Genomic DNA, 23167 nt, shown 5'->3' with positions numbered 1-23167 from the left:
TCGGCTACGGGTACTGGGGTGACCAGGCCCGACGCGCGTACCCAACGTGCGACGATGACCCCGTGACCCCTGTTAGCCTCTCCCCGGTAACGCTCGTCCTCGGCGACGAGGAGCTGCTCGTCACCCGGGCACTCGCCGGGGCCGCCGAATCGGTTCGGGCGATCGAACCCGACGCCGACGTCCGCGAGTACGAGGCCGGTTCGGTCAACCCCGGCGAACTCGCCGAGATGCTCAGCCCGTCCCTCTTCGGCGGTCGCCGGGTGATCCTCCTACGTGGTGGACAGGACGCCCGAAAGGACCTGATCGCCACCCTGCTGTCATACGTGAAGAATCCCGACCCGGACGTTCACCTGGTGGTGGCGCACGCCGGTGGCGCCAAGGGCAAGGGCTTCGCCGACGGACTCCGTACCGCCGGGGCGACGGTGATCCCGGCGGCCAAGCTCAAGGGGGACCGGGAGCGGATCGCCTTCGTCCGCGAGGAGTTCAAGCGCGCCGGGGGTCGCGCCAGCGATGACGCCGCCGCTGCTCTGGTCGCCGCGGTCGGCAACGACCTGCGGGAACTCGCCTCCGCCTGCGCGCAGTTGATCGCCGACACCGATGGGCGGATCGGGGCCGACACGGTCGCCCGCTACTACAAGGGTCGGGCCGAGGTGAGCGGGTTCACCGTCGCGGACGCGGCCATGGTCGGTGACGTACCCGGTGCGCTGGAGGCGCTGCGCTGGGCGTTGCACGTCGGCGTCGACCCGGTGCCGATCGCCGACGCCCTCGCCGACGGCGTACGGACCGTCGCCCGGGTGAGTTCCGCCGGGCGGGGCAGCGCGTACCAACTCGCGAGCACGCTCGGCATGCCCGCCTGGAAGATCGAACGCGCCCAGCGACAGGGGCGTGGCTGGACCCCGGAAGGGCTGGTGGACGCCATGCAGGCGGCGGCCGAGTGCAACGCCGCGGTCAAGGGCGGCGCGGACGACCGGGGGTACGCGTTGGAGCGGGCGGTCTTCGCGGTCGCCGCCGCCCGCACCGGAGGTGGTACGCGATGAGCGGGTCATCCCGCCTCCGGCTACCCGGACAGCTACGTGCGATCCGACGGGCGCGGGTGGCCCAGGACGTGGGCTACCCCGACCTGTCGGCGCCCGACGAGGCCGGTCCGGTGGTGGTCGGCGACATCGCGGCGAGTTATCCGGGTCTGGTCGCGGAGGTCTGCGCCGACCTCGACGGGGCGTCGCGCGCGGAACACCCCACCGTACGGGTCTATCCCCGGCTGCTTGAGCCGGTCGTCGAAAGCACCGTCAGCGACGACGAACGGGTCCGCCCGCTCTACTCCCGGGTGCTCCGGCTGCACCACGTCGACCCGGGCGGCCTGCTCTGCTTCCTCTTCTTTGAGGGCACCGTCGCGCTGGGCCTGCTGCTCGCCCTCGCCGAACTCGTCAACTGGTGGGGCGTGCTGGTCCTGCCGGTGACGGTCGCGGTCATGGTCAAGATGAACGATCTGGTGGCCGCAGGGGTGGTTCGGTCCGCAGCCCGGGTGCCCGACCTTGAGCAGGAGCGGTTCCGGCGGGAGATGCTGCCGGCGGTCGGCCGGGCCAAGGTGCCCGAGAAGTGGAAGATCAGCCCGGATGCCCAGGGCGTTCTGACCGGTGCCGGCCTCGCCGGCCACGAGCAGTGGGGGATCGCCGGCACGGCGGACGTGTCCCGGGCGGTGCCGGGCGGCACCCGGGTCGGCGGTGGCGCCGCGGCAGAGGCCCTGCCGGCGGCGGCGCGGGTGGTGCTGGCGCGGGTGGCGGCGAGTCGGCTCCGGGCCAATTCGGGCCATGCCAGCACCCGTCGTACCCCGATCGGCCGGCCGACCAACGCCCAGCCGGCGGCGGGAGAGCGGACCGAGCAGTGGCGGGCCCAGCAGGCTGGCCACTGGTCCGAGCAGCCGGACGCCGCACAGCAGCGGGCGAACCAGTCCGGCGCCCGGCACTACGAGTAGCGTCCCGGCGTCTTATGCGCGACGAGTAGCGCCCGGCACTCTGGGCGCGACAAGTAGCGCCCGGCACTCCCAGCCAGGACATTCACGCCCCGACCAACGACAGTTACGCCCCGAGCCGAAGCTCGGGGCGTAACAGGTGAAGTCTCGGTCGGAACCGTCAGGCGGCGGTGACCGACTGCAGGCGCTTGGCGATGGCCGACTTGCGGTTCGCCGCCTGGTTCTGGTGGATGACGCCCTTGCTGACCGCCTTGTCCAGCTTGCGCGAGGCGTCCCGCATCAGCGCGGTGGCCTGCTCGGTGTCACCGGCAACGGTCGCCTCGTTGAACTTGCGGATGGCGGTCTTCAGCGACGACTTGACCGACTTGTTACGCAGCCGGCGCTTTTCGTTCTGCCGGTTGCGCTTGATCTGGGACTTAATGTTCGCCACGCGACAGCCTCGTCTTGATAGCTCGGGTTGGTCAGCTTGATGCACGGGCGACGATCGGCGGGAGCCCCTAGGGCGCCAACACACAGTGACATCGCCACACGCGAAAAGTCAGGTTACCAGGTCGGCCGGGTGAGACCAAAACCGGTCAGTGCCAGCCGCGACGAGCGGCCAGCCAGGCCAGTGCCGTTTCGCCGCTCCAACGCTGGTGCGCCCGTAGGTGCGGAGAGTCCGCCACCGGCTCCGCGGTGGCCCGGACCAGCCAGTAACCGGCGAGCGCGGCGAGGGCCGCGTCCAGTCCGTCGGCCGGGGCGTCCCGGGCGGCCGGATGCGCGGCGAAGACACGGTCGGCGTCGAGCCCGCTGGCGTACACGGTGACGAGCAGGCCCGCCAGGTCGAACCAGGCGGGGCCGAAGCAGAGCCAGTTCCAGTCGCAGATCCAGGCGCTCCCGGCCCGGTCGACGAGGACGTTGTCCAGTCGCAGGTCGCAGTGGATCAGGCCGCTGCCGAGGGCGTACCCCGGCATCAGCCCCTCCAGGGCCGCCAGCTCGGGTAAGCGGTCACGCAGCCTGGCCGGCATCCCCGGCGGGATCGGCTCCTGCCCGTCGACGATCTCGCGCCACCAGGAGAGATCCGACCGGAGCAGGTCGGCGAGCTGGGGCAGACCCAGCGCGACCAGTGCGGCCGGGGGCTCCCGCAGTGCCTGCGCCACCCGGGCGTACGCGGCCAGCGTCGCGGTCAGGTCGGCCGGGTGCCACGGCAGGGCGGGTGTCCGACCGTCGACGGCGTCCAGGCAGATGACGAAGTAACCGGCGGCGGTGAGGGTCCAGCGGGGGCGGGCGACGGGCAGGTCGGGCGGGAGCGCGGCGATGATCGCGGCCTCCCGGGCGTACCAGTCGCTCAGGTGCCGCTGGTCGGCCAGGCAGGCGGCCTTCACGAAGACCCGGTCACCGGCGGTGGTGTCGAGCACGCCGGTGAAGCCGCTGGTGAAGCCGCCACCGGCGGTCGTCGCCCAGCTCACCCTGGACCCCAGTCGGGCACTGATCGCGGTACGTAGCTCGGCCGGCAGGTCGGCCCAGTCCGGTCGGACGGCGGTCGCACCGTACGGCACCAGCGGCAACGGGCTCGCGGACATCTCCCCATCCTGCCCCAACGCGGCCCCCTCCCGCCCCAACGCGGCCCCCTCCCGCCCCAACGCGGTCCCGGTGGCGTCGTTGACGTCGACGCGGCGAGGGGTGGCGGGGCGGACCGGGCGATCTGCCAGACTGCCGGGACATGAGGACCGACGAGTTCTGGGCACTGATCGACGACGCCCGTACCGGTGCCGACGGTGACAGCGCAGCGATCATGGAACGGCTGGTCGCCCTGCTGGCCGCCCGGGACGTGACCGAGATCGAGGGCTTCGACCAGCACCTGTGGCGGGTGCTGGCCGCCTCCTACCGGGCGGACCTCTGGGGCGCGGCCTATCTGATCAACGGCGGCTGTTCCGATGACGGCTTCGAGTATTTCCGCTGCTGGTTGCTCCTCCAGGGGAGGGCGACCTTCGCCCAGGCGGTCAAGGACCCGGATTCGCTGGCCGGGGTGCCGGCGATCCGGCAGGCGGCGGTCACCGGTGCGGAGTTCGAGGCCGGCGACGTCCTGTCCCTCGCGCGCAACGCGTACCGGAAGGCCACCGCGAGCGAGATGCCCGAGCGGGAGCACGCCGCCTATCCGAAGCTGGACGAGTTCTGGGACTTCGACGACGAGGAGTCCGCCCGGCGACAGTTGCCCCGGCTGGCGGCGCTCTTCGTCGAACCCCCGGCCGAGTAACCCGTTGCCGTCCGGCTCCATCTCGCCGGTCGGCCGGTCGGCCGTGCGGGCGTTCCGTTCCGACGGGCGTTCCGGTCGGTCGGGCGTTCCGCTCCGCTCCGGCGGGCGTTCCGGTCGGGGTGAACGGACGGGCTGCGGCGGGGTTCCCCGAGGGCATGGGATCATAGAGAGTGGTCGGCGCCGCGTACCGCCCACCGCGCCGTCGCGGACCGCCGACCAGTCCGACCCAGCCCGAAGAAGAGCAGCAGCTTGCCAGCCCGACCGGCTCGCCAGCCCGATTAGAACGGACCGCCGTGCCACCGACGCCCGACCCCGGCGCGAACACTCCTGGTTCCACCGACCCCGGTCGGATCAGGAACTTCGGCATCATCGCCCACATCGACCACGGGAAGTCGACCCTGGCCGACCGGATGTTGCAGCTCACCGGCGTGGTCGACCCACGGCAGATGCGGGCGCAGTACCTGGACCGGATGGACATCGAGCGCGAGCGCGGCATCACCATCAAGAGCCAGGCGGTCCGGATGCCCTGGACCGTGCGCGAGGGCGAGCAGCAGGGCGAGCAGGCCGTGCTCAACATGATCGACACCCCGGGCCACGTGGACTTCACCTACGAGGTCTCCCGGTCGTTGGCGGCCTGCGAGGGTGCGGTGCTGCTGGTCGACGCGGCACAGGGGATCGAGGCGCAGACGCTGGCGAACCTCTACCTGGCGATGGAGAACAACCTCACCATCATCCCGGTGCTGAACAAGATCGACTTGCCGGCCGCCCAGCCGGACAAGTACGCCGAGGAGTTGGCGCACCTGATCGGGTGTGAGCCGAGCGACTGCATCCGGGTTTCCGGCAAGACCGGCGACGGGGTGCCGCACCTGCTCGACGAGATCGTGCGGCAGTTCAAGCCGCCGGTCGGCGACGCCGACGCCCCGGCCCGCGCGATGATCTTCGACTCGGTGTACGACGTCTACCGGGGTGTGGTCACCTACGTCCGGGTGATTGACGGCCGGATCGAGGCCCGCGAGCGGATCAAGATGATGTCGACCGGCGCCGTACACGAGTTGCTGGAGATCGGCGTCATCTCGCCGGAGATGGAGAAGCACGGCGCGCTCGGCGTCGGCGAGGTGGGTTACCTGATCACCGGGGTGAAGGACGTACGTCAGTCCCGCGTCGGTGACACCGTGACCCTCAACTCCCGGCCGGCCCGTGAGGCGCTCGGTGGCTACAAGGACCCGAAGCCGATGGTCTACTCGGGTCTCTACCCGATCGACGGCTCCGACTACCCCAACCTCCGGGACGCGCTCGACAAGCTGAAGCTGAACGACGCCGCGCTCGACTACGAGCCGGAGACCTCCGGTGCGCTCGGGTTCGGTTTCCGTTGCGGCTTCCTCGGCCTGCTCCACCTGGAGATCATCCGGGAGAGGCTGGAACGCGAGTACAACCTTGACCTGATCTCGACCGCGCCGAACGTGGTCTACCGGGCGATGCTGGAGGACGGTAAGGAGATCACGGTCACCAACCCGAGCGAGTACCCGAACGGCAAGGTCGCCGAGGTGTACGAGCCGGTGGTGCGGGCAACCGTGCTCACCCCGAACGACTACGTCGGGGCGGTGATGGAGCTCTGCCAGGGGCGCCGGGGCACCCTGCTCGGGATGGACTACCTCTCCGCCGACCGGGTGGAGCTGCGCTACACGCTTCCCCTCGCCGAGATCATCTTCGACTTCTTCGACCAGCTCAAGAGCCGCACCAAGGGTTACGCGTCGCTCGACTACGAACCCTCCGGCGAGCAACAGTCCGACCTGGTCAAGGTGGACATCCTGCTGCACGGTGAGCCGGTGGACGCGTTCAGCGCGATCGTGCACAAGGACAAGGCGTACAACTACGGCGTCAGCATCGCCGCGAAGCTGCAGAAGCTGATTCCCCGGCAGCAGTTCGAGGTGCCGATCCAGGCCGCGATCGGCAACCGGGTCATCGCCCGGGAGACGATCCGGGCGATCCGCAAGGACGTGCTCGCCAAGTGCTACGGCGGTGACATCACCCGTAAGCGCAAGCTGCTGGAGAAGCAGAAGGAAGGCAAGAAGCGGATGAAGATGGTGGGCCGGGTCGAGGTCCCCCAGGAAGCCTTCATCGCCGCGCTCTCCTCCGACGAGTCCTCCGGCGACGGCAAGGCCGGCAAGGCGGCCGGCGGCAAGAAGTGACACCGCGGACGTACGGGCCGGACGCCTCGTTCTGCCCGCGTTGCGGGGCGCCGCTGGCCGGCGCCCCGCCCACGGTCTGCGGCTCCTGCGGTTATGCCCTCTTTGTCAACGCCCGCCCGACCGCCAGCCTGATCCTGCTCGACGGTGACCCGGTCACGCCCCGGTTCCTGGCCCTGCGCCGAGCCGCCGAGCCCCGGTCCGGGCTCTGGGAGACCCCGGGCGGCTTCTGCGACGGGTGGGAGCACCCCGAGGTCGCGGCGGTCCGGGAGGGACGCGAGGAACTCGGGGTCGAGGTGACGCTCGGCGCCTTTGTCGGCATGTACGTCGGCGGCTACGACTACCAGGGCGAGACGCTGCCCGTACTGGACATGTTCTACCTGGCCACGATCGGGGCCGGCGACGAGATCCGGCTCGACCCGGCGGAGTCGTCGGGCATGACCTGGTTCCCGTTGGCGGATCCTCCCCCTTTGGCCTTCGAAACGATGGATGCGGCCGTTCGGGCGGCGGCGCGACAACTCGGGCTCTGAGTCGGTTTGAATTTTCCGGCGGTCGGGCACTATGCCGTCACCACACGACAAGGTGTGACCGATCCGAGTAGGAGACGACCGATGACTGTTCTCGGTATCATCACCGCCCTTATTGTTGGCCTCATCGTCGGTGCGCTCGGCCGCCTGGTCGTGCCGGGCCGGCAGAACATGCCGATGTGGCTGCACATGCTGATCGGCGTCGGCGCCGCCCTCCTCGGTACGGTGATCGCCCGGGCCGCGGGTATCGCCACCGAGACCGCCGGCATCGACTGGCGTGAGCTGTTGGTCCAGGTGGTCGTCGCGGCGATCGCGGTGGCCATCGTGGCCGGTGTCGGCGGCCGGCGCAGCGTCAGCCGCTACTGATCCCCGTACCCACTCCCGTACGCACGGCAGGGGCGCCCGACCGATCCGGTCCGGCGCCCCTGCCGTGTCCGTATGCCGTCACCGGTGGCGTCGTAGGCTGTCCTTCATGACGGGGAGAGTGGCATCGGTGAACCTGGCCGTCGTGACCGTGGCCCCCTGGGCTGGGGATCCGAGCGGACGCAGCGGGATCGACAAGCGACCGGTACCGGGCCGGGTGGGGCTGCACGCGCAGGGCGTGGCCGGTGACTTCGTCGCCGAGACCTCGGTCCACGGTGGGCCGGACAAGGCGGTCTACTCGTACGCGCGGGAGGACGCCGCCTGGTGGTCGGAGGAACTGGGGCGGGAGATCCCACCGGGCGGGTTCGGCGAGAACCTCTCCACCGACGGCGTCGACGTGACCGGTGCGGTGATCGGCGAGCGTTGGGAGGTCGGCGGCGCGCTGCTCGAAGTGAGCCAGCCGCGTACGCCCTGTCGAACCTTCGCCGGCTTCTGGGACGTACAGGACCTGATCAAACGGTTCACCGCCCGTGCCTTTCCCGGGGCGTACCTGCGGGTGCTCCGCGACGGCGAGGTCGGCGCGGGTGATCTGGTGACGGTGGTGCACCGGCCGGCGCACGGGGTCACCGTCGGTGAGGCGTTCCGGGCCCTCAACACCAGCCCGGAGCTGTTGCCGCGCCTGCTTGACGTGCCGGAACTTCCCGAGCACCTACGCGAACGGGTGGTCCGTCGGACCGCCGGTGTCTCCGGCTGACCGTACGCCCGGTCGGGTCATCCCTCGGCGTAGACCTCGGCGACGACGAGGGCCGAGTTGGCCGAACCGTTCTCGACCGGGGCCCACGTCCCGTCGTCGGCGGTCCACTCCAGATTCTCGAAGCTGACCCGCTTCACGCCGTTGTCCCTGGCGTGTGAGACCAGCCAGTGGGCGTAGCGCCAGCCGGTCTGGAGGTTGGCGGCCGGCACCGCGAGGCCGGTCAGCTCGGCCGGCACCGTGGTCTGCAACTTGCCCCAGTCCAGGTTCAGCCCGTGCGTCAGGGCCGCCGCCGCGGCGGCACCGCGCAGCAGCGGTTCGGAGCCGACGGTGCAGGCGACCGCACCGGTCGCGTTCCCCAGCAGCGCCCGGGTGAGTACGGCCGACTCGTCGGCCCACTTCTCGTACGCCTCGGGGAAGGCCGACCGCTGCACCCGCTGGGCGGCGTCGGTGACCCGCATCGCCTCCCAGCCCTTCACCTTCTTCAGTGCGGCGTAGAACTTCTTCGCCGCGTAGCGCGGGTCCCGGATCTCCTCCGGGGTGCCCCAACCCTGGCTGGGGCGTTGCTGGAACAGTCCGATCGAGTCACGGTCGCCGCCGGCCAGGTTCTCCAACCTGGACTCCTGGAAGGCGGTTGCCAGGGCGACCACCACGGCCTGCTCCGGCATCTTGCGCTGGACTCCGATCGCGGCGATCGTGGCCGCGTTCGCCATCTGCTCCGGGTTCAGGTTGACCTGGCCATCGGCCTGGACGGTGCAGCCCTGGACCGTTGGCAGCGGCAGCTTGCCGACGATCTCGCGTGACCCGAGGTAGACCCCGAAGGCGGCGACCGCCGCCAGCGCCACGCCAGCGGCCACCATCGCTCGAGTCCGCACCCGCACCCCCCGCTTGTCGACCGGCCAGGCCCGCTTACCGCCGTCCGGACGGGCCGGTGCTCGGCGGAACAGGGCCTAGCGTACGTGCCGGGTCCGTACCCACCGCCAGCCTTGTTCTTGCGGTAAACCTGTGCTCATCGGTTTTTCACCTGATCCGTACCGGTGTGAAATGCCGTTCTGCGCTGCTCAGGCCCCGGGTACCCAACGAGCCGGCCGTTTCTCGCGGAACGCCGCGATTCCCTCCCGCCCTTCCTCGGAGAGGAAGTAACCGGTCGAAATGGCGCCCAGTTCGGCCACGTCGGCCCGGAGGTCCGTCCCGGCGGGCCGGCGCAGCAGCTCCTTCGTCCCGGCCAGGGCACCGGGAGCGCCTCGGACCAGGGCCGCGCAGTACGCGGCCACGGTCTGGTCCAGCGCGTCGGCCGGCACCGCCCGGCTGACCAGCCCGATCCGTTCGGCCCGGTCGCCGTCGAAGGTCTCCCCGGTCAGGTAGAGCTCGGCGGCGGCCCGGGGCTGCAACCGGGGCAGTACGGTCGCGGAGATCACCGCCGGGATCACCCCGATCCGTACCTCGGTGAAGGCGAAGGTGGCGTCCGACGTACAGACGGCGATGTCGGCGGCGGCGATCAACCCCAGGCCGCCGGCGCGGGCCGGACCGGCGACCCGGGCCAGTACCGGTTTCGGGCACTCCCAGAGGGCGGCGAGCACCTCGCCGAGCTTGCCGGCCGGTACGGAGCCGCTGGCATACGCCGCCGCGGTCTCCTTGAGGTCGGCGCCGGAGCAGAAGACCGGCCCGGTGTGGGTCAGGACCACTGCCCGTACGGTGTCGTCCGTCACAGCCTCGGTGAGCGCGGCGAGGAGCTGGTTCATCAGCGGTGTGGAGAGCGCGTTGCGGTTGTGCGGGCTGTCCAGGGTGAGCGTGGTCACCCCGGACGCCGTCGACACCCGGACGAGCGTGTCAGGGGCTGCGGTCATGCCGGCACACTAGTCGCATGCCCGGTCTGCTCCCCGAAGGTGAACCCGTACCCGTCGACGGTTCGCTGCCCCCTGCCGCCCTCGCCGCTGTCGGCGCCCGAGGCTTCGGGGTGTACGTGCACGTGCCGTTCTGCGCCAGCCGGTGCGGGTACTGCGACTTCAACACCTACACCGCCACCGAGCTTGGCGGCGGGGGTGCTCGGGACGGCTACGCCGACTCGGTCCTGGCGGAGCTGGCGTTGGCCGGACGGGTGCTGGGGGAGCGACCGCCGGCCCGGGTCGACACCGTTTTCGTCGGTGGCGGCACCCCGACCCTGCTCCCCGCCGACGAGCTGGCCCGGATCCTGGACGGGATCGACCGGACCTGGGGGCTCGCCGCCGACGCGGAGGTCACCACCGAGGCGAATCCGGAGTCGGTGACGCCGGAGTCGCTGAAGACACTGCGGGCCGCCGGATACACCCGGATCTCGCTGGGTATGCAGTCGGCCGCCCCCGGTGTGCTCGCGCTGCTGGACCGCAAGCACACCCCGGGACGGGCGGTCCAGGCGGCGCTGGAGGCGCGCGACGCCGGGTTCGACCACGTCAACCTGGACCTGATCTACGGCACGCCGGGGGAGAGCGCGGAGGACTTCGCCGCCTCGTTGGCGGCGGTGACCGAGGCCGGGGTCGACCACGTCAGCGCGTACGCCCTGATCGTGGAGGACGGCACCCGGCTCGCCGGCCGGATGCGGCGCGGGGAGCTGCCGTACCCCAGTGACGACGTGGCGGCGGACCGCTACCTGGCCGCCGAGGCCGCCCTCGGTGCGGCTGGTTTCTCCTGGTACGAGGTTTCGAACTGGTCCCGGACGGCGGCCGGTCGGTGCCGGCACAACCTGCTCTACTGGACCGGCGGTGACTGGTGGGGCCTCGGTCCGGGGGCGCACAGCCACGTCGGTGGGGTGCGCTGGTGGAACGTCAAGCACCCCAGCGCGTACGCGGCCCGGCTGGCAGCCGGTGAGTCTCCGGGCCACGCCCGGGAGGTGCTCACCGGGGACGATCAGCACATGGAGGACGTGATGTTGCGACTGCGGTTGGCGTCCGGCCTGCCGCTGACCGCGCTGGACGACCCGGGTCGGGTCGGCGCGGCGCGGGCGCTCGCCGACGGGCTGCTCGACCCGGCGGAGTACGCCGACGGCCGCGCGGTGCTGACCCTGCGCGGCCGTCTGCTCGCCGACGCGGTGGTACGCGACCTGCTGCCGTAGCCGCTGGCCGGATGACGGAGAACGGGGCCGGGTGGTCGTGCCCGACCCCGTTCCGTGCTCGTGATCCGTTACTTGATCCAGCTTGGTGACATCGGGTACTTGTAGTACTCCCCGTTGGTCGCCTTGATCCCGGCGATGACTCCGAAGATCGTTCCGAGCGCCCAGGCGGCGAGTACGCCGACGATGCCGACGACGATGCAGAGGAGGACGTACCCGACCACACCGATGATCGACCAGAGCACCTGGAAGTTCAGTGCGGTCAGCGAGTGCGCCCGTACGGTCGGGGAGGTGTTCCCCTTGGCCAGGAACGCGACCAGCGGGGCGATCCAGCCGGCCACGCCGCCGCTGACGAAGGCACCCGCGGCGCCGCCGAAGTGGGCGACGAGAGCCCAGGTCCGCTCCTCGCCGTTGGCGAAGCCGGCCGGGGCCGGGCCGCCGTAGTAGCCGCCCGGGGGGTAACCACCGGGGGGCGGGTAGGCACCGGGAGGCGGGTAGCCGCCCCCGGAGGTGGGCGGCGCGCCGTACTGCGGGGCGGCCGGCGGCGGGGCGTATGGGGCCTCGCCGGGACTCGAGTACGAGCCGGGGGAAGTGAACGGAGTGGTCGGCGGTTCCGGCTGGTTGCCGCCGGGGCCGTTGTCTCCGGGCGGGCGAGGTGGTTCAGTCATGGAGGTCACGGTAGGGGCACCAATCAAACGACGCCACTGACCAGCGGTGACTTTCTCTGGACAATTGCCGACTGAAGCTGCTATGCCGACAGAGAGTCAGTTACCGTCCAGCAGTCATTCAAGATCTTCGGCCCGGCGCGAGGTTGATCATCGCGACCAGCCGAACCCACGTCGTAGACTGGCACTCGTTACAGTCGAGTGCCAGACTGGGGGGCCGGGCGCTGCCCCGACCCGGGTCGTAGGGAGGTGGAGAATGGGTCTCGACGACCGCAAGCTCGACGTCCTGCGTGCGATCGTGGAGGACTACGTCTCCACCCAGGAGCCCGTCGGCAGCAAAGCCCTCGTCGAGCGACACCAGCTCGGCGTCTCGCCGGCCACCGTCCGCAACGACATGGCCGTGCTCGAAGAAGAGGGCTACATCCGGCAGCCGCACACCAGCGCCGGCCGGGTCCCCACCGACCGTGGCTACCGACTCTTCGTCGACCGCCTCTCCCGGGTCAAGCCGCTCACCCCGGCTGAGCGCCGGGCCATCGAACGCTTCCTGGCAGGTGCGGTCGACCTCGACGACGTCGTGCACCGCACCGTACGCCTGCTCGCCCAGCTCACCCGGCAGGTCGCCGTGGTCCAGTACCCGAGCCTGGCCCGCTCCTCCGTACGACACCTGGAACTGGTGCCGATCTCCACCACGCGGCTCATGTTCGTCATGATCGCCGACACCGGCCGGGTCGAACAGCGCCTGGTCGAGATGCCCGCGCCACTGCTCGCCGACGACGTCACCGACCTCCGCCGGCTGGTCAACGAGAAGCTCGTCGGCACCCGCCTCTCCGAAACCCCACCACTGGTTCAGGCGTTGGTCGACGAGGTGACCCCGGAACTGCGCCCGGCCATGGCGACACTCGCGACGGTGCTGCTGGAAACCCTCGTCGAACGGCACGAGGAACGGATCGCACTCGCCGGGACCGCCAACCTGACCCGTGGCGGCCTGCTCGACTTCCAGGGTTCGCTGCGGCCGATCCTCGAAGCGCTGGAGGAGGAAGTCATCCTGCTCAAGCTCTTCGGCGAGGTCGAACCCAGTACGCTGCGCATTCGGATCGGCGACGAGAACGAAATCGACAACCTGCGGGCCGCCTCGGTCGTGAGCACCGGGTACGGCACCGGCAACACCATCCTCGGCGGGCTCGGAGTGCTCGGGCCAACCCGGATGGACTACCCCGGCACCATCGCGACCGTACGCGCCGTGGCCCGGTACGTGGGCGATCTACTGGCGCAGAACTGATGGTGCCGGTGCGGCGGGCGGCGCGGCGCGGAACCTGAGCGCCCGGGATAGGAACCGATGCGTCGGAGTAGCGGGAAGCACCGACGCGAACTGATCGACAAAGTTGACCTGACGACCGGCGGACGGCACGACTGACATGGGGACACGGAACACAGTGGCCAAGGACTACTACGGGATTCTCGGCGTCAACCGAGAGGCCTCCGACGACGAAATCAAGCGCGCCTACCGCAAGCTGGCGCGGCAGTTCCACCCGGACGTCAATCCGGACCCGGAGGCGCACGAGAAGTTCAAGGACATCAACGCCGCCTACGAGGTCCTGTCCGACACACAGAAGCGGCAGATCGTCGACCTCGGCGGGGACCCCCTGGCCCCCGGCGGCGGTGGCGGCGCGGGAGCCGGCGGCGCCGGCCCGTTCGTCGGCTTCCAGGACATCATGGACGCCTTCTTCGGTGCCGCGGGCGGCAGCCGAGGACCCCGACCGCGTACCCGGCCCGGTGCCGACGCGATCCTCCGACTCGAACTCGACCTCGACGAGACCGCCTTCGGCGTCGAGGCACCGATCACCGTCGACACCGCCGTACTCTGCACCACCTGTTCCGGAGCGGGCACCGCAGCCGGAACCCACCTCGCCACCTGCGAAGCCTGCGGTGGTCGCGGCGAGGTGCAGTCCGTACAGCGGACCTTCCTCGGCCAGGTCGTCTCGTCCCGGCCGTGCAACGTCTGCCAGGGCTACGGCACCGTCATCCCGAACCCCTGCCCCACCTGCGCCGGCGACGGCCGGGTCCGGACCCGCCGCTCGCTCACCGTCAAGATCCCGGCCGGGGTCGAGGACGGCATGCGGATCCGTCTCGCCCAGCAGGGCGAGGTCGGCCCCGGTGGCGGCACCGCCGGCGACCTCTACGTCGAGATCTCCGAACGAACCCACGACGTCTACTCCCGCAAGGGCGACGACCTGCACTGCCGCGTCACGGTGCCGATGACGGCCGCCGCCCTCGGCACCCGACTCACCATCAAGACCCTCGACAGCGACGAACCCGTCGACGTCAAACCAGGCACCCAGCCGGGCAGCACCATCCGGCTGCGCGCCCGTGGCGTACCGCACCTGCGCGGCACCGGCCGAGGTGACCTCTTCGTCCACCTGGACGTGCGAACCCCGACCAAGCTCGACGCCGACCAGGAACGGATGCTGCGCGACTTCGCCAAGACCCGGGGCGAGGAGGTCGCCGAACTCAGCAAGCAGGGCGGCTTCTTCTCCCGCATGCGAGACGCCTTCAACGGACACTGAGTTGGTTTGCCTCGGCTGCGCCGAGGCGGCTCGCTCCGCTTCGCGCCGCCCGGTGCGGCGTCTTCGCCTCCGGGCGACGAAGGCTTCGCCTCGTCGTCCTCGGCTCCAGACGCCGCGGCGGCGCTCGGTCGACTCGCTCTGTTGGCTGGCGCGAGCGGAGTTGGCGGTGGTAGCGGGTACGGGGTGCGCGCTAGGGGGTTAGGCGTCGGCCCAGGGAGAGGCCGGCTTCGGTCAAGCCGTGCCGGTTGTAGAAGCGCACCGCACCGGCATTGCGGTGGTTGATGCCGGCGGACAGATAGCGGATTCCCTGATCCGTCGCCCAGCGTTGTGCCGCCTCCAGCAGCGCCGATCCGGTCCCGCGGCCCCGGGCTCCGTCCAGGACGACCGTGTGCACCTCGGCGGAGGGGTCGGTACGCAGGATCTGGTGGTCTGGCGGTTCGGGGCGGCGGATCACCTCGATCATGCCGACCACCAGATGTGCGGGAGTCTCGGCGACGAGAACGGCGTGCCGTCCGGTGTCGTCGGCGAACAGGGATGTGAAATGGCGGGCCACCGCGTCGCGCCGGGGAATGCGGTACGTCTGCGGATCGAGGGCGATGTGTGCCTCGGCGTTGGCCAGGCGCAACTCCACCAGGGCAGGGATGTCGAGCCTGTTGGCCAGCCGAACGGTCGACTCCGCCTCCCACATCGTCCAGAGCCTAACGGGTGACGGGGCGGACGTGAGGCCGCCGGAGCGGGTGTGCCCGGCGGACTGACCTCGTTGCCGTGCGGCGATCGCGTCGGTGCTGGCGCGATCGCCGGCGCTCAGCGGGCGGTCAGGGTGGCGGCGGCCTTCGCGGTCTTCGAGCTGCCTTTCGACAGGGCGGTGAGCCAGGCGTGCAGGGGCGGGTCGGTCACCGGGACGGCCCAGCGCAGGTGTTCGTCCCGAAGTAGTTCGACCAGGCCGTGCAGGCCCCGGATGCTCCGATCCAGGTGGGGGAGGAGTGCCGTGAGTAGGGCCCGGACCTGATCAACGGGCAGGGCCGTGGAGAGGTCGGTCAGCGCGCTGGTCCAGCGGTTCAGCGGTACGGCCGGCGCGAACCGGACCATGGCGGCGGCGAGTTCGGCCGCTGCGATCCTCTGCGGCAGCAGTACGGCAGCGGCGTCGACGGCGGCGGTGCGTACGTCCAGGAAGGCCGAGGCGAAGCCGGCCGCGAGCAGGTCGCTGCCGAGCGCGGACGGGGCGGCGGCGGTGCCGGCGAGCAGCGCCAGCGTGGGTACGGCATCCCGCGTGGCAATGTCGTGGACCGTGTTCCACAACGAGCCCAGACCGAGGGTGAGTATCGCGTCGATGTTGCCCGGCCAGATCAGGCTGGCCCAGCCCGGGTGGGGATGGGGAATCGCCGGGTACGGGCCGGATCCCCACGGTCTGACGTGCAGTTGGGACAGTGACACCGTCGGCCGGAGTGGGTCTGCGGTGTCGGTCTCGCCGGGCGGGGTGGAGGTGGGTTTCGCCTCCAGGACCCAGGCGCGGGCGGGTTGGCCGCCGTACCGGGGTTGGGTCACCTCGACGGTCCAGCGGGGTGCCTGCCCGGCTCCTCCGACGTCGAGGGCGGGCCGTTCGGGGCCGGTCGGCAGCCCACGCAGCCACGGGTCGTCGTCGTACGGGGCGCGGGCGCGGGCGGCGGCGATCCAGAGCGGGTGGTCGTCGGGGACGGGCTCGGTCGGGGGCTGGCCGCCGAGGGCGTACGCCAGTGGCCGGCGGAGCCGCTGTGGCAGGTGGTCGACACGGGCGGCGAGGGTGGCCGGCTCGGCGGGGTGCGGGCCGAGGCGGAGCAGTGCGGCGACGGTGTCCAGGGGCATCGGGTCGGGTGTGGTGCTCAGACGTTCGATCAGCACGTCCGGGTCGACCCAACCCCCGTGATGGGTCGGTTCGGCGGCGAGCGGGCGGCGCCCACCGGCGAGCAGCAGATTGGTGACCTCGACGAACCGACCGGCGATGATCGCGTCGTAGCGGGTGGGACGCCAGTGGCCCCGCTGCCGCTCGCCGGCGCAGGCCAGCACCAGGGCGGTGACGCCGAGTGGGTGGCCGTACATGTTGACGGCGAGGGAGTCCCGGTGCAGCCGGTGGGCTCGTTTGGTCAGTGGGCCGTAGCGGGACGGGTCGGCGCCGAGGCGGGCCGCCGCGCCGAGGCAGCGTTCACCGAGTTCGGCATCGTCGGGATGGGCCAGCAGGACGGCGAGCGCTTCGGCCAGTTCCGCCGGCTCGGTGATTGGCACGATCCGCTCCGGGACGATCTGCGTTGGCGCGACCCGTTCCGGCGCGATCTGCATCGGTACGACGGGGTACGGCCCGGATGGGCGTACCGATGAGGGCGGAGCGACCACGGCGGCGGGTGCCGGGTCCGGTCGGACCGGGGCGGGTGCGGTGTTCTCCGGTGTGGCTGAGGCGCCGGCGAGTCCCAGCCACTGCCGGGCCGTCGCGGCGGTGCTCGGGGCCAGGTGGTCGAGGTGACGTTCGACCTCGGCGCGGGCCGAGGGGCTGTCGTGCCGGCGGAGTTCCGTAAGGGCGGCAGACTGCACGTCGGCGTGCGGGTGGCGCAGGGCGGCGGCCAGGATGTCGAGGCCGGCGGCGGTGTTTCGGCGCATGATCCGGCCAGCGAGCCGGACCGCTCTCGTGGCGGTGGTGCGGGCCGACACGTGCACGGCGGCGGCCAGGCCGACGTTGGTGAGTGTGTCGTCGAGTCGGCCGGCGTTGTCGAGCGTCGTGAGTGCGCCGAGCGCCAGCGCGACGGTGGGGCCGAGCGGGCTGCGCAGCAGTCCCGCGTACGCGTCCTGCCGGCTGGCGGCTTCGTCCACCGTGGGGCGGAGGGCCTCGTGGAGCCGGCTGAACCAGCCGGCGCGATACTGCGGGAAGCCCTTGGCCAGGGCGGCGATGGTGGCGTCCAGCACCCGTTGTCGGTCGATGGTGCCGTTGGCGGCGAGTTCCAGCACCGCCTCCTGCCAGGACTGGGTTTCAGGGCCGAGGAACCGGTCGACGTTGGTCAGACTCACCTCCCGGTTTCCCTCGACCTCGAAGATTCGCCAGAAGGCCCGGTCGACGAGTTCCGGGTCGGCCCGGAGCAGATCGGCCTTGCTCTGTTCGTTCTGGAAGCGGCCGGTGAGCCCACTGATCATGGCTAGTACGTAGGTGTCGTCCATGGCCAGGGTGATCGAGCCGGCGCGCTCCTGGGCACGGATCTCGTCGAAAACGGGGCTGTGAGAGGTGAACTCGGACATCCGCCGGAGGGCGGCGCGGGCGAGCGCGTCCAGGAAACGTTGCCCCCGGCTGCGGGCGACCTTCCATTCGGCGTCAGCGTCAGCGTCGGCGTCAGCGGTGGCAGTGGCAGCGGCAGCGGTGGCGCTGGCGCTGGCGGACCGCTTGGCCTGTGGCCACCAGAGATCGGCGGCGGGTGCGGTCGCCACCAGGATCAGGCGCAGCCGGTCGCCGTCGGACGGACGAAAGCGGTGTGATCCCTCGCTGTGCAGGTGCCGGTAGTACTCCTCGATCGCCTGCCGTGCCGGTCGGCGCAGGGTCTCCCGTTCGGCGCCGTCGAGGGTGCAGAGCCGGTCGACGAGCGCGGATTCGGAGAGGGCGAGCAGGTCGGCGATCAGGTCGGGGGCGGGCACCCGGTGACCGTAGCCGACCCGGTCCGGGGCACTGCACGACCGGCTAGCCTGTGCACGTGTCGCTGCCACTGTTCCTGGTCGAAGCCCTGCCCACGGGTGACTCGTGCACCCTCGACGGGCCGGAGGGGCATCACGCCTCGACGGTGCAGCGGTTGAGGGTCGGCGAGGAACTGCTGCTCGCGGACGGGCGGGGCGGCACGGCGACGGCGGTGGTCGACGCCGTCGGCCGGGGAACCCTGGATCTGCGGGTCACCTCCTTCGGGTACGACGACGCGCCCGACCCGCGTCTCGTCGTGGTCCAGGGGATCGCCAAGGGCGACCGGGGTGAGCTGGCCGTACAGGCGATGACCGAGGTCGGGGTGGACGAGATCGTGCCCTGGGCGGCGGCCCGTTCGGTCGTGCAGTGGCGGGGCGAGCGGGGCGGCCGGGCCCGAGAGAAGTGGGTGGCGACCGCCAGGGAGGCGGCGAAGCAGGCCCGCCGTCCGTGGTTGCCGGTGGTCGCCGGGGCACCCGACGAGTCGACCGCGCGGGTGGCGAAGCGGATCTCCGGGGCGGCGGCCGGTTTTGTGCTGCACGAGGAGGCGACCCTGGCGCTTTCCACCGTGGAGTTGCCAACGGCCGGTGAAATCGTGCTGGTGGTGGGGCCGGAGGGTGGCATCACCTCGGACGAGGTGGCGGCGTACGAGGCCGCCGGGGCGAGGACCGTACGGCTCGGCCCGGCGGTGTTGCGTACGTCGACCGCCGGCGTGGCAGCCCTCGCCGTCCTCTCCACCCGCCTCGCCCGCTGGTGAGGTGTAAGGAAGGGCCCCCTGTTATCGCTTGCGGATGTATAAGGGGCCCTTCCTAACCGGAGGGGTGTCAGTTGGTGGTGACGTCGAACGTGGCGGTCAGGCGTACGTCGGCGACGCCCCGGGCCGCCTGGACGGTGTAGCGACCGGGAACAGTCCGCCACTGACCGGCCCAGATCTGGGTGGCGCGCGCCGCCAACGGCACCCGTACGGAGACTGTCTCGCCGGGCTCGACGGTGACGGTGGTGAAGCCGGCAAGTTGCCGGGTCGGACGCTCCGGATCGGGTTCGGTCGGGCCGACGTAGAGCTGCACCACCTCACGACCGGTCCGGGTGCCGGTGTTACACAGCTCCACCACCGCCACCGGGGCACCGGCGTCGTCGGCCGCTTCGATCCGCAGTGACTCGTACGCCCAGGTGGTGTAGCCGAGGCCGTGCCCGAACGGGAAGAGCGGTTCGGCCCGCCAGCCCCGGTAGCCGATGAACACACCCTCGTCGTACGAGAGGGTCCCGTCGGTCGGGGTGGTGGAGAGCACAGGTACGTCCTCCAACCGGCGGGGCCAGGTGGTGGGGACCCGCCCGCCGGGCTCGGCCATCCCGAGCAGTACCTCGGCGAGAGCCGTCCCCGCCTCCTGGCCGGGGAACCAGGTGAGCAGGATCGCCGAAACCTGGTCGACCCAGGGCATCAGCACCGGGGAGCCGGAGTTGACCACGACGACCGTACGCGGATTGGCCGCCGCGACCCGGGTGACCAGCTCGTCCTGCCGTCCGGGCAGGGCCAGGGTGGTCCGGTCGAAGCCCTCGGACTCGACCTCCTCGGTGGTGCCGACGACCACGACCGCGACGTCCGCGTCGGCGGCTGCCCGGGCCGCCGCGTCGAGCAGTGTGTCCGGGTCGGCGGTCGGTTCGAGGTGGCCGAGACTGAAGCCGACGAAGCCGGTCATGCCCTCGGGAACCCGCTGGGTGAGCACCACGTCGACCGGTTCGCCCTCGGCCAGGGTGATCGGGAAACGTCGTTCGGACGGGGAGAGGAACGCGACCGTGAAGTCCTGGTCCTCGTCGAAGACCGGCCCGTCGAAGATCTCGGTGCCGGCGACGGCGAGGGTGAACACGCCGAAGCCGTTGATCGAGAGCTGGTGTTCGCCGCTGACGCGCGGGGTGCAGCGGGCGGTCAGCTCGATCGTGGTCAACGCGGTCTGGTCGACTCCGGGCGGCAGGTCACCCATCCAGCGGACGGTGGCGGTGCCGAGTTCGGCCTGGTAGAGCGCCTCCCCGTCGGCGTCGCGCAGGGTGGCGCCGATCGGCGACCACTGTTCACCGGTGGCCGCGGGGAGCTTCGGTCGGGGGTCGGCGCCGATCGCGTACGTGACCTCGACGTCGGGCAGGGCGGCGGTCAGCCCGGCGAGCGGGGAGACCACCCGGGCCGGGGTGACCTGGGCGCTGCCGCCGCCGAGGATCCGGGCGTCGTCGGCGAGCGCGCCGCAGACCACCACCCGGCGCAGCTCGGTCGGGTCCAGCGGCAGGACCTGGTCGGCGTTACGGGCCAGCACGAAGGAGCGGGACGCGATGTCGCGGGCCACGTTCGGGCCGTGCAGCGGCGCCGGCCGGTCGCCGGGTTCGACAGCCGGGGGTACGCCGTCCAGCAGTCCGACGCGGGCGGCGAGTCGCAGCACCCGGCGTACCTTCTCGTCGATCACCTCTTCGGCGACGTTGCCGGCGCGGACCGCGGCGACCAGGTCCGCACCCCACGGGTCGCCGTGGGCGGGCATCACCACGTCGAGTCCGCCGTTGGCCGCGCCGACGGTGGACCGGGCGGCGGTCCAGTCGGAGACGATGAACCCGTCGAAGCCCCAGTCCCGCTTGAGCAGGTCGTGTTGCAGCCCGCTGTGTTCGGTCATGGTGAAGCCGTTGACCCCGTTGTACGCGGCCATCACGCCCCACGCGCCGGCGGCGACGATCCGCTCGAACGGGGCGAGGTACAGCTCGTGCAGGGTGCGCTCGTCGACCCGTACGTCGACGGTGAACCGGTCCGTCTCCGAGTCGTTGGCGACGAAGTGCTTGACCGTGGTGCCGACACCCTGCTCCTGCACCCCGGTCACGTAACCGGCGCCGATCTCGCCGGTGAGCAGCGGATCCTCCGAGTAGCACTCGAAGTGTCGGCCGCCGAGCGGGCTGCGGTGCAGGTTGACCGTCGGCGCCAGCAGCACGTGTACGCCCTTGCGTCGCGCCTCCTGACCGAGGAGCCGGCCGGCGGTCCGGGCCAGTACGGGGTCCCAGGTGGCGGCGAGCGCGGTCGGGCTCGGCAGGGCCACCGACGGGTCGTCCGGCCGCCAGCCGATGCCGCGTACGCCGATCGGCCCGTCGGACATGACCAGCGAGGCCAGCCCGATCTGCGGTAGCGCCGGCAGTGTCCACCAGTCCTGGCCGGAGAGCAGCCGTACCTTGCTCTCCAGGTCGAGCGCGCCCAACGCCCGCTCGATCGCCGCCTCCGCCACCGATGTCGTCGCCGTTGCCGTCATCACACCGCCCCCGAAAGTCGACTCCGGTCGATCCTGCCAGCCAGGTTCGGGGTAAGGAAGGGCCCCTTGTTATCGCTTTCGGTAGAGGAAGGGCCCCTTATTAACCTCTGGGGACGGTGCGGCGCGGCGGAGGGTGCGCGGGCAGGGCTGGATCCTTGCCACGACCGACGTCGCCGCCGATACGGATCTTGTACCTCTGGGCGGGGGTTGGTAGGTGTGGAGAGCGTCAAACTGCTCGAAGTGCTGGGTTACGCAGTCGGAGACCTGCTCATGATTCGGGCCAACGCGTTCGACGCGCTCGTCGTGAAAACAACTCTTCGGCGTGTGCTGGTCGAGTGGCCATGGCGTGAAGTCGACCCAGACTCGCAGAATTCATGGGACGGAACGGTAGGTTTCCCCCGGGAACCAGATGGTCGTGACTGGTCCAATACACCCTGGCGTCTTGAGCCCGATGCCGCGGAGCTGGAAGCGGGCGAACTGTGCCTGGTGGGGATCCCGCCGACCAAAGTTAGGGTGACGGGAGTCGAGAAATTTGACCCCCCGGCCGATTTTGGGTTTCTGCCTCGGCCGGATTGCGTACTAGAGCTGGTTCCGGTGGAGATGTCCGACGACGAAGACGCGGGATACGTCCTTTATCTGAACGGCAAGGAACCGATTCAAACCGAACTCATTGAAAAATCTCCCCGAATCGGCGGCTGATTCATGGGTCCCAAGGGCTTCCAGTGGGCGGCGAGACGTCAAGCTCGGTGATCCCCGGCGGATCGGGTTTGGCGAGAAGGGAGGTACGACTCACTCGGTGAAGACCGCCACGCGACCCATGGTCCCAGCGCCTGATCGGGACGCCGCGCTGGCGGCGACCGTGCTGCGAGCGGTTCGGGGCATGTGGACCGGGGAGATCGTGGCCGGGCGCTCGGCATGGCGGCAGGCCCGGTCGGGCGTGGTGCCTCGGAGGGTTCCAGGCGGCATGTTCCGGATGGGCGTGTCCGACGCCGGAGCCGAACGCGGTACGAGCCATCGAGCGCAGCGGTTGGGGTCGGGGACACCGTTGAGCCGTTTTCGCTGGCGTCGGAAACGCACAGTCCGTACGCGAAACGCGGGTGACGCCGTTCCTGACCGCCCGGCACCCGTTGACCGTGGCGCAGGTCCGGCATTGGCTGCCCGAGTACGAGGACGCGTACGCCGGGCGGAGACCGGCACGGCCCGGCTCGAAGACGACCTGGACGACCTGTTGCCGTTCCGGCTGCCCAGCGAGGCGCAGTGGGAATACGCGGCGGCGAGGGGCGGCGGCGCCACGCTGACCTCCCGTGGTGACGGGGAACCCGGCGAGGGATCAGGTGCTCGACAACTGAGGCGACGAGACGCGGACGGCCGCCGGGGAGAACGCGTTCGGCCTGGCGGCGATGGGGTCGGCGAACGTGATCTGCGCCGACGTGTGGACCCCCGGTTTGCCGGCACGTCGACAGACGCGCGGCCATGGACCGGCGACGAACCCCGGCCGTACGTGGCGGAGCCGCCGCCGTTCACCTGTGGCAGGGCTGCGACGAGTGGCTGCTCTGCTTGCCGCGGCCGGTACGAGCACACCCAATTTGCGGCGGTTCGTCCGGTCGTATCACTGCCACTCCACTGGGATCCGTCTTAGCGGATTCGGGGATCCCGGTAGAGCTACCGGGCTGCCACCCGCGGACGGCCACCGAACAGTTGGCCGTTGTCGTGGCGGCGCTGGTCGCTTCGACCCGTACATCCACGATTCCGTCCGGGCCACGGGGTTCGATACCCAGTTGTGTTGATCGATTTGGCGTTGAACCAGTCATCCGGTAACTTTTTCGGAGTCAGCGGGGCACCGGACAAGATCCACTGGGTAAGACCG

20 protein-coding genes are annotated in these 23167 nt (G+C 70.9%); 12 read left to right on the top strand and 8 right to left on the bottom strand.

From position 1 onward, the window contains the following. Window positions 1-62 precede the first annotated feature (62 nt). Both holA and ACIBF5_RS29215 read left to right on the top strand, forming a co-directional pair. On the top strand, window positions 63-1037 hold the full coding sequence (gene holA / locus ACIBF5_RS29220; RefSeq protein WP_396816131.1) for a DNA polymerase III subunit delta: 975 nt from the start codon (window positions 63-65) through the stop codon (window positions 1035-1037). After that, window positions 1034-1972 carry a hypothetical protein gene (locus ACIBF5_RS29215; RefSeq protein WP_396816129.1) on the top strand — a complete coding sequence of 313 codons (939 nt, stop codon included), beginning with the start codon at window positions 1034-1036 and terminating at the stop codon, window positions 1970-1972. Before holA ends, ACIBF5_RS29215 begins: the two co-directional genes overlap by 4 nt. A 157-nt stretch (window positions 1973-2129) precedes the next feature. Here the strand turns inward: ACIBF5_RS29215 and rpsT are convergent, their stop codons facing one another. Together rpsT and ACIBF5_RS29205 are read right to left on the bottom strand one after the other, a co-directional pair. Next, window positions 2130-2399: a 30S ribosomal protein S20 gene (gene rpsT / locus ACIBF5_RS29210; protein WP_396816128.1), complete on the bottom strand. Its 270-nt coding sequence runs from the start codon at window positions 2397-2399 to the stop codon at window positions 2130-2132. Window positions 2400-2544: 145 nt separating this feature from the next. Then, window positions 2545-3531, bottom strand: coding sequence for a phosphotransferase (locus ACIBF5_RS29205; protein ID WP_396816126.1), 987 nt, complete (start codon window positions 3529-3531; stop codon window positions 2545-2547). Between the two features lie 140 nt (window positions 3532-3671). Here ACIBF5_RS29205 and ACIBF5_RS29200 point away from each other — a divergent pair, with 140 nt between their 5' ends. The 5 genes from ACIBF5_RS29200 (at window position 3672) to ACIBF5_RS29180 (ending at window position 8035) form a co-directional block, all read left to right on the top strand. After that, window positions 3672-4205: a DUF4240 domain-containing protein gene (locus tag ACIBF5_RS29200; RefSeq protein ID WP_396816124.1), complete on the top strand. Its 534-nt coding sequence runs from the start codon at window positions 3672-3674 to the stop codon at window positions 4203-4205. Between the two features lie 293 nt (window positions 4206-4498). Next, window positions 4499-6394, top strand: coding sequence for a translation elongation factor 4 (gene lepA, locus ACIBF5_RS29195; protein WP_396816122.1), 1896 nt, complete (start codon window positions 4499-4501; stop codon window positions 6392-6394). Further along, window positions 6391-6921: an NUDIX domain-containing protein gene (locus ACIBF5_RS29190; RefSeq protein WP_396816121.1), complete on the top strand. Its 531-nt coding sequence runs from the start codon at window positions 6391-6393 to the stop codon at window positions 6919-6921. The genes lepA and ACIBF5_RS29190 overlap by 4 nt, the downstream gene beginning before the upstream one ends. A gap of 81 nt (window positions 6922-7002) precedes the next feature. Beyond that, a complete protein-coding gene (locus tag ACIBF5_RS29185; protein WP_396816120.1) occupies window positions 7003-7284 on the top strand; it encodes a GlsB/YeaQ/YmgE family stress response membrane protein in 282 nt (93 codons plus the stop codon). Between the two features lie 106 nt (window positions 7285-7390). After that, window positions 7391-8035: an MOSC domain-containing protein gene (locus ACIBF5_RS29180; protein ID WP_396816119.1), complete on the top strand. Its 645-nt coding sequence runs from the start codon at window positions 7391-7393 to the stop codon at window positions 8033-8035. Window positions 8036-8052: 17 nt separating this feature from the next. Here ACIBF5_RS29180 and ACIBF5_RS29175 read toward each other — a convergent pair whose 3' ends face one another. Together ACIBF5_RS29175 and ACIBF5_RS29170 are read right to left on the bottom strand one after the other, a co-directional pair. Continuing rightward, window positions 8053-8913 (bottom strand): hypothetical protein, encoded by an 861-nt coding sequence (locus ACIBF5_RS29175; protein WP_396816118.1) that lies wholly within the window; start codon window positions 8911-8913, stop codon window positions 8053-8055. A 180-nt stretch (window positions 8914-9093) separates the two neighbouring features. After that, the gene (locus ACIBF5_RS29170; RefSeq protein ID WP_396816116.1) at window positions 9094-9879 is read right to left on the bottom strand and encodes an enoyl-CoA hydratase family protein; all 786 of its coding nucleotides are present in this window, start codon (window positions 9877-9879) and stop codon (window positions 9094-9096) included. A 17-nt stretch (window positions 9880-9896) separates the two neighbouring features. Here ACIBF5_RS29170 and hemW point away from each other — a divergent pair, with 17 nt between their 5' ends. Continuing rightward, the gene (hemW, locus tag ACIBF5_RS29165) at window positions 9897-11120 is read left to right on the top strand and encodes a radical SAM family heme chaperone HemW (protein ID WP_396816115.1); all 1224 of its coding nucleotides are present in this window, start codon (window positions 9897-9899) and stop codon (window positions 11118-11120) included. 68 nt (window positions 11121-11188) lie between these two features. Here hemW and ACIBF5_RS29160 read toward each other — a convergent pair whose 3' ends face one another. Beyond that, complete coding sequence (locus ACIBF5_RS29160) at window positions 11189-11785, bottom strand: DUF4870 domain-containing protein (protein WP_396816114.1); 597 nt, start codon at window positions 11783-11785, stop codon at window positions 11189-11191. A gap of 253 nt (window positions 11786-12038) precedes the next feature. Here ACIBF5_RS29160 and hrcA point away from each other — a divergent pair, with 253 nt between their 5' ends. Beyond that, a complete protein-coding gene (gene hrcA / locus ACIBF5_RS29155) occupies window positions 12039-13061 on the top strand; it encodes a heat-inducible transcriptional repressor HrcA (RefSeq protein ID WP_396816113.1) in 1023 nt (340 codons plus the stop codon). Between the two features lie 154 nt (window positions 13062-13215). Further along, window positions 13216-14346 (top strand): molecular chaperone DnaJ, encoded by a 1131-nt coding sequence (dnaJ, locus tag ACIBF5_RS29150; RefSeq protein WP_396816178.1) that lies wholly within the window; start codon window positions 13216-13218, stop codon window positions 14344-14346. Window positions 14347-14536: 190 nt separating this feature from the next. Here the strand turns inward: dnaJ and ACIBF5_RS29145 are convergent, their stop codons facing one another. Further along, window positions 14537-15034 (bottom strand): GNAT family N-acetyltransferase, encoded by a 498-nt coding sequence (locus ACIBF5_RS29145; protein WP_396816111.1) that lies wholly within the window; start codon window positions 15032-15034, stop codon window positions 14537-14539. Window positions 15035-15150: 116 nt separating this feature from the next. Next, window positions 15151-17994 (bottom strand): DUF6493 family protein, encoded by a 2844-nt coding sequence (locus ACIBF5_RS29140; RefSeq protein ID WP_396816110.1) that lies wholly within the window; start codon window positions 17992-17994, stop codon window positions 15151-15153. Between the two features lie 56 nt (window positions 17995-18050). Between ACIBF5_RS29140 and ACIBF5_RS29135 the strand changes: the two genes are divergently transcribed. Continuing rightward, a complete protein-coding gene (locus ACIBF5_RS29135; RefSeq protein ID WP_396816108.1) occupies window positions 18051-18785 on the top strand; it encodes a 16S rRNA (uracil(1498)-N(3))-methyltransferase in 735 nt (244 codons plus the stop codon). 67 nt (window positions 18786-18852) lie between these two features. On the opposite strand, the gene ACIBF5_RS29130 is transcribed toward ACIBF5_RS29135, so the two are convergent. After that, on the bottom strand, window positions 18853-21300 hold the full coding sequence (locus ACIBF5_RS29130; RefSeq protein WP_396816107.1) for a beta-glucosidase: 2448 nt from the start codon (window positions 21298-21300) through the stop codon (window positions 18853-18855). 216 nt (window positions 21301-21516) lie between these two features. Here ACIBF5_RS29130 and ACIBF5_RS29125 point away from each other — a divergent pair, with 216 nt between their 5' ends. Then, the gene (locus ACIBF5_RS29125; RefSeq protein ID WP_396816106.1) at window positions 21517-21999 is read left to right on the top strand and encodes a hypothetical protein; all 483 of its coding nucleotides are present in this window, start codon (window positions 21517-21519) and stop codon (window positions 21997-21999) included. The last annotated feature ends 1168 nt before the right edge of the window (window positions 22000-23167 follow it).

The organism is Micromonospora sp. NPDC050417, from assembly GCF_044458865.1.
GTDB lineage: Bacteria > Actinomycetota > Actinomycetes > Mycobacteriales > Micromonosporaceae > Micromonospora_G.
Note: the sequence above shows the minus strand (reverse complement) of the source record. Positions and strands in the feature narration are given on the sequence as shown.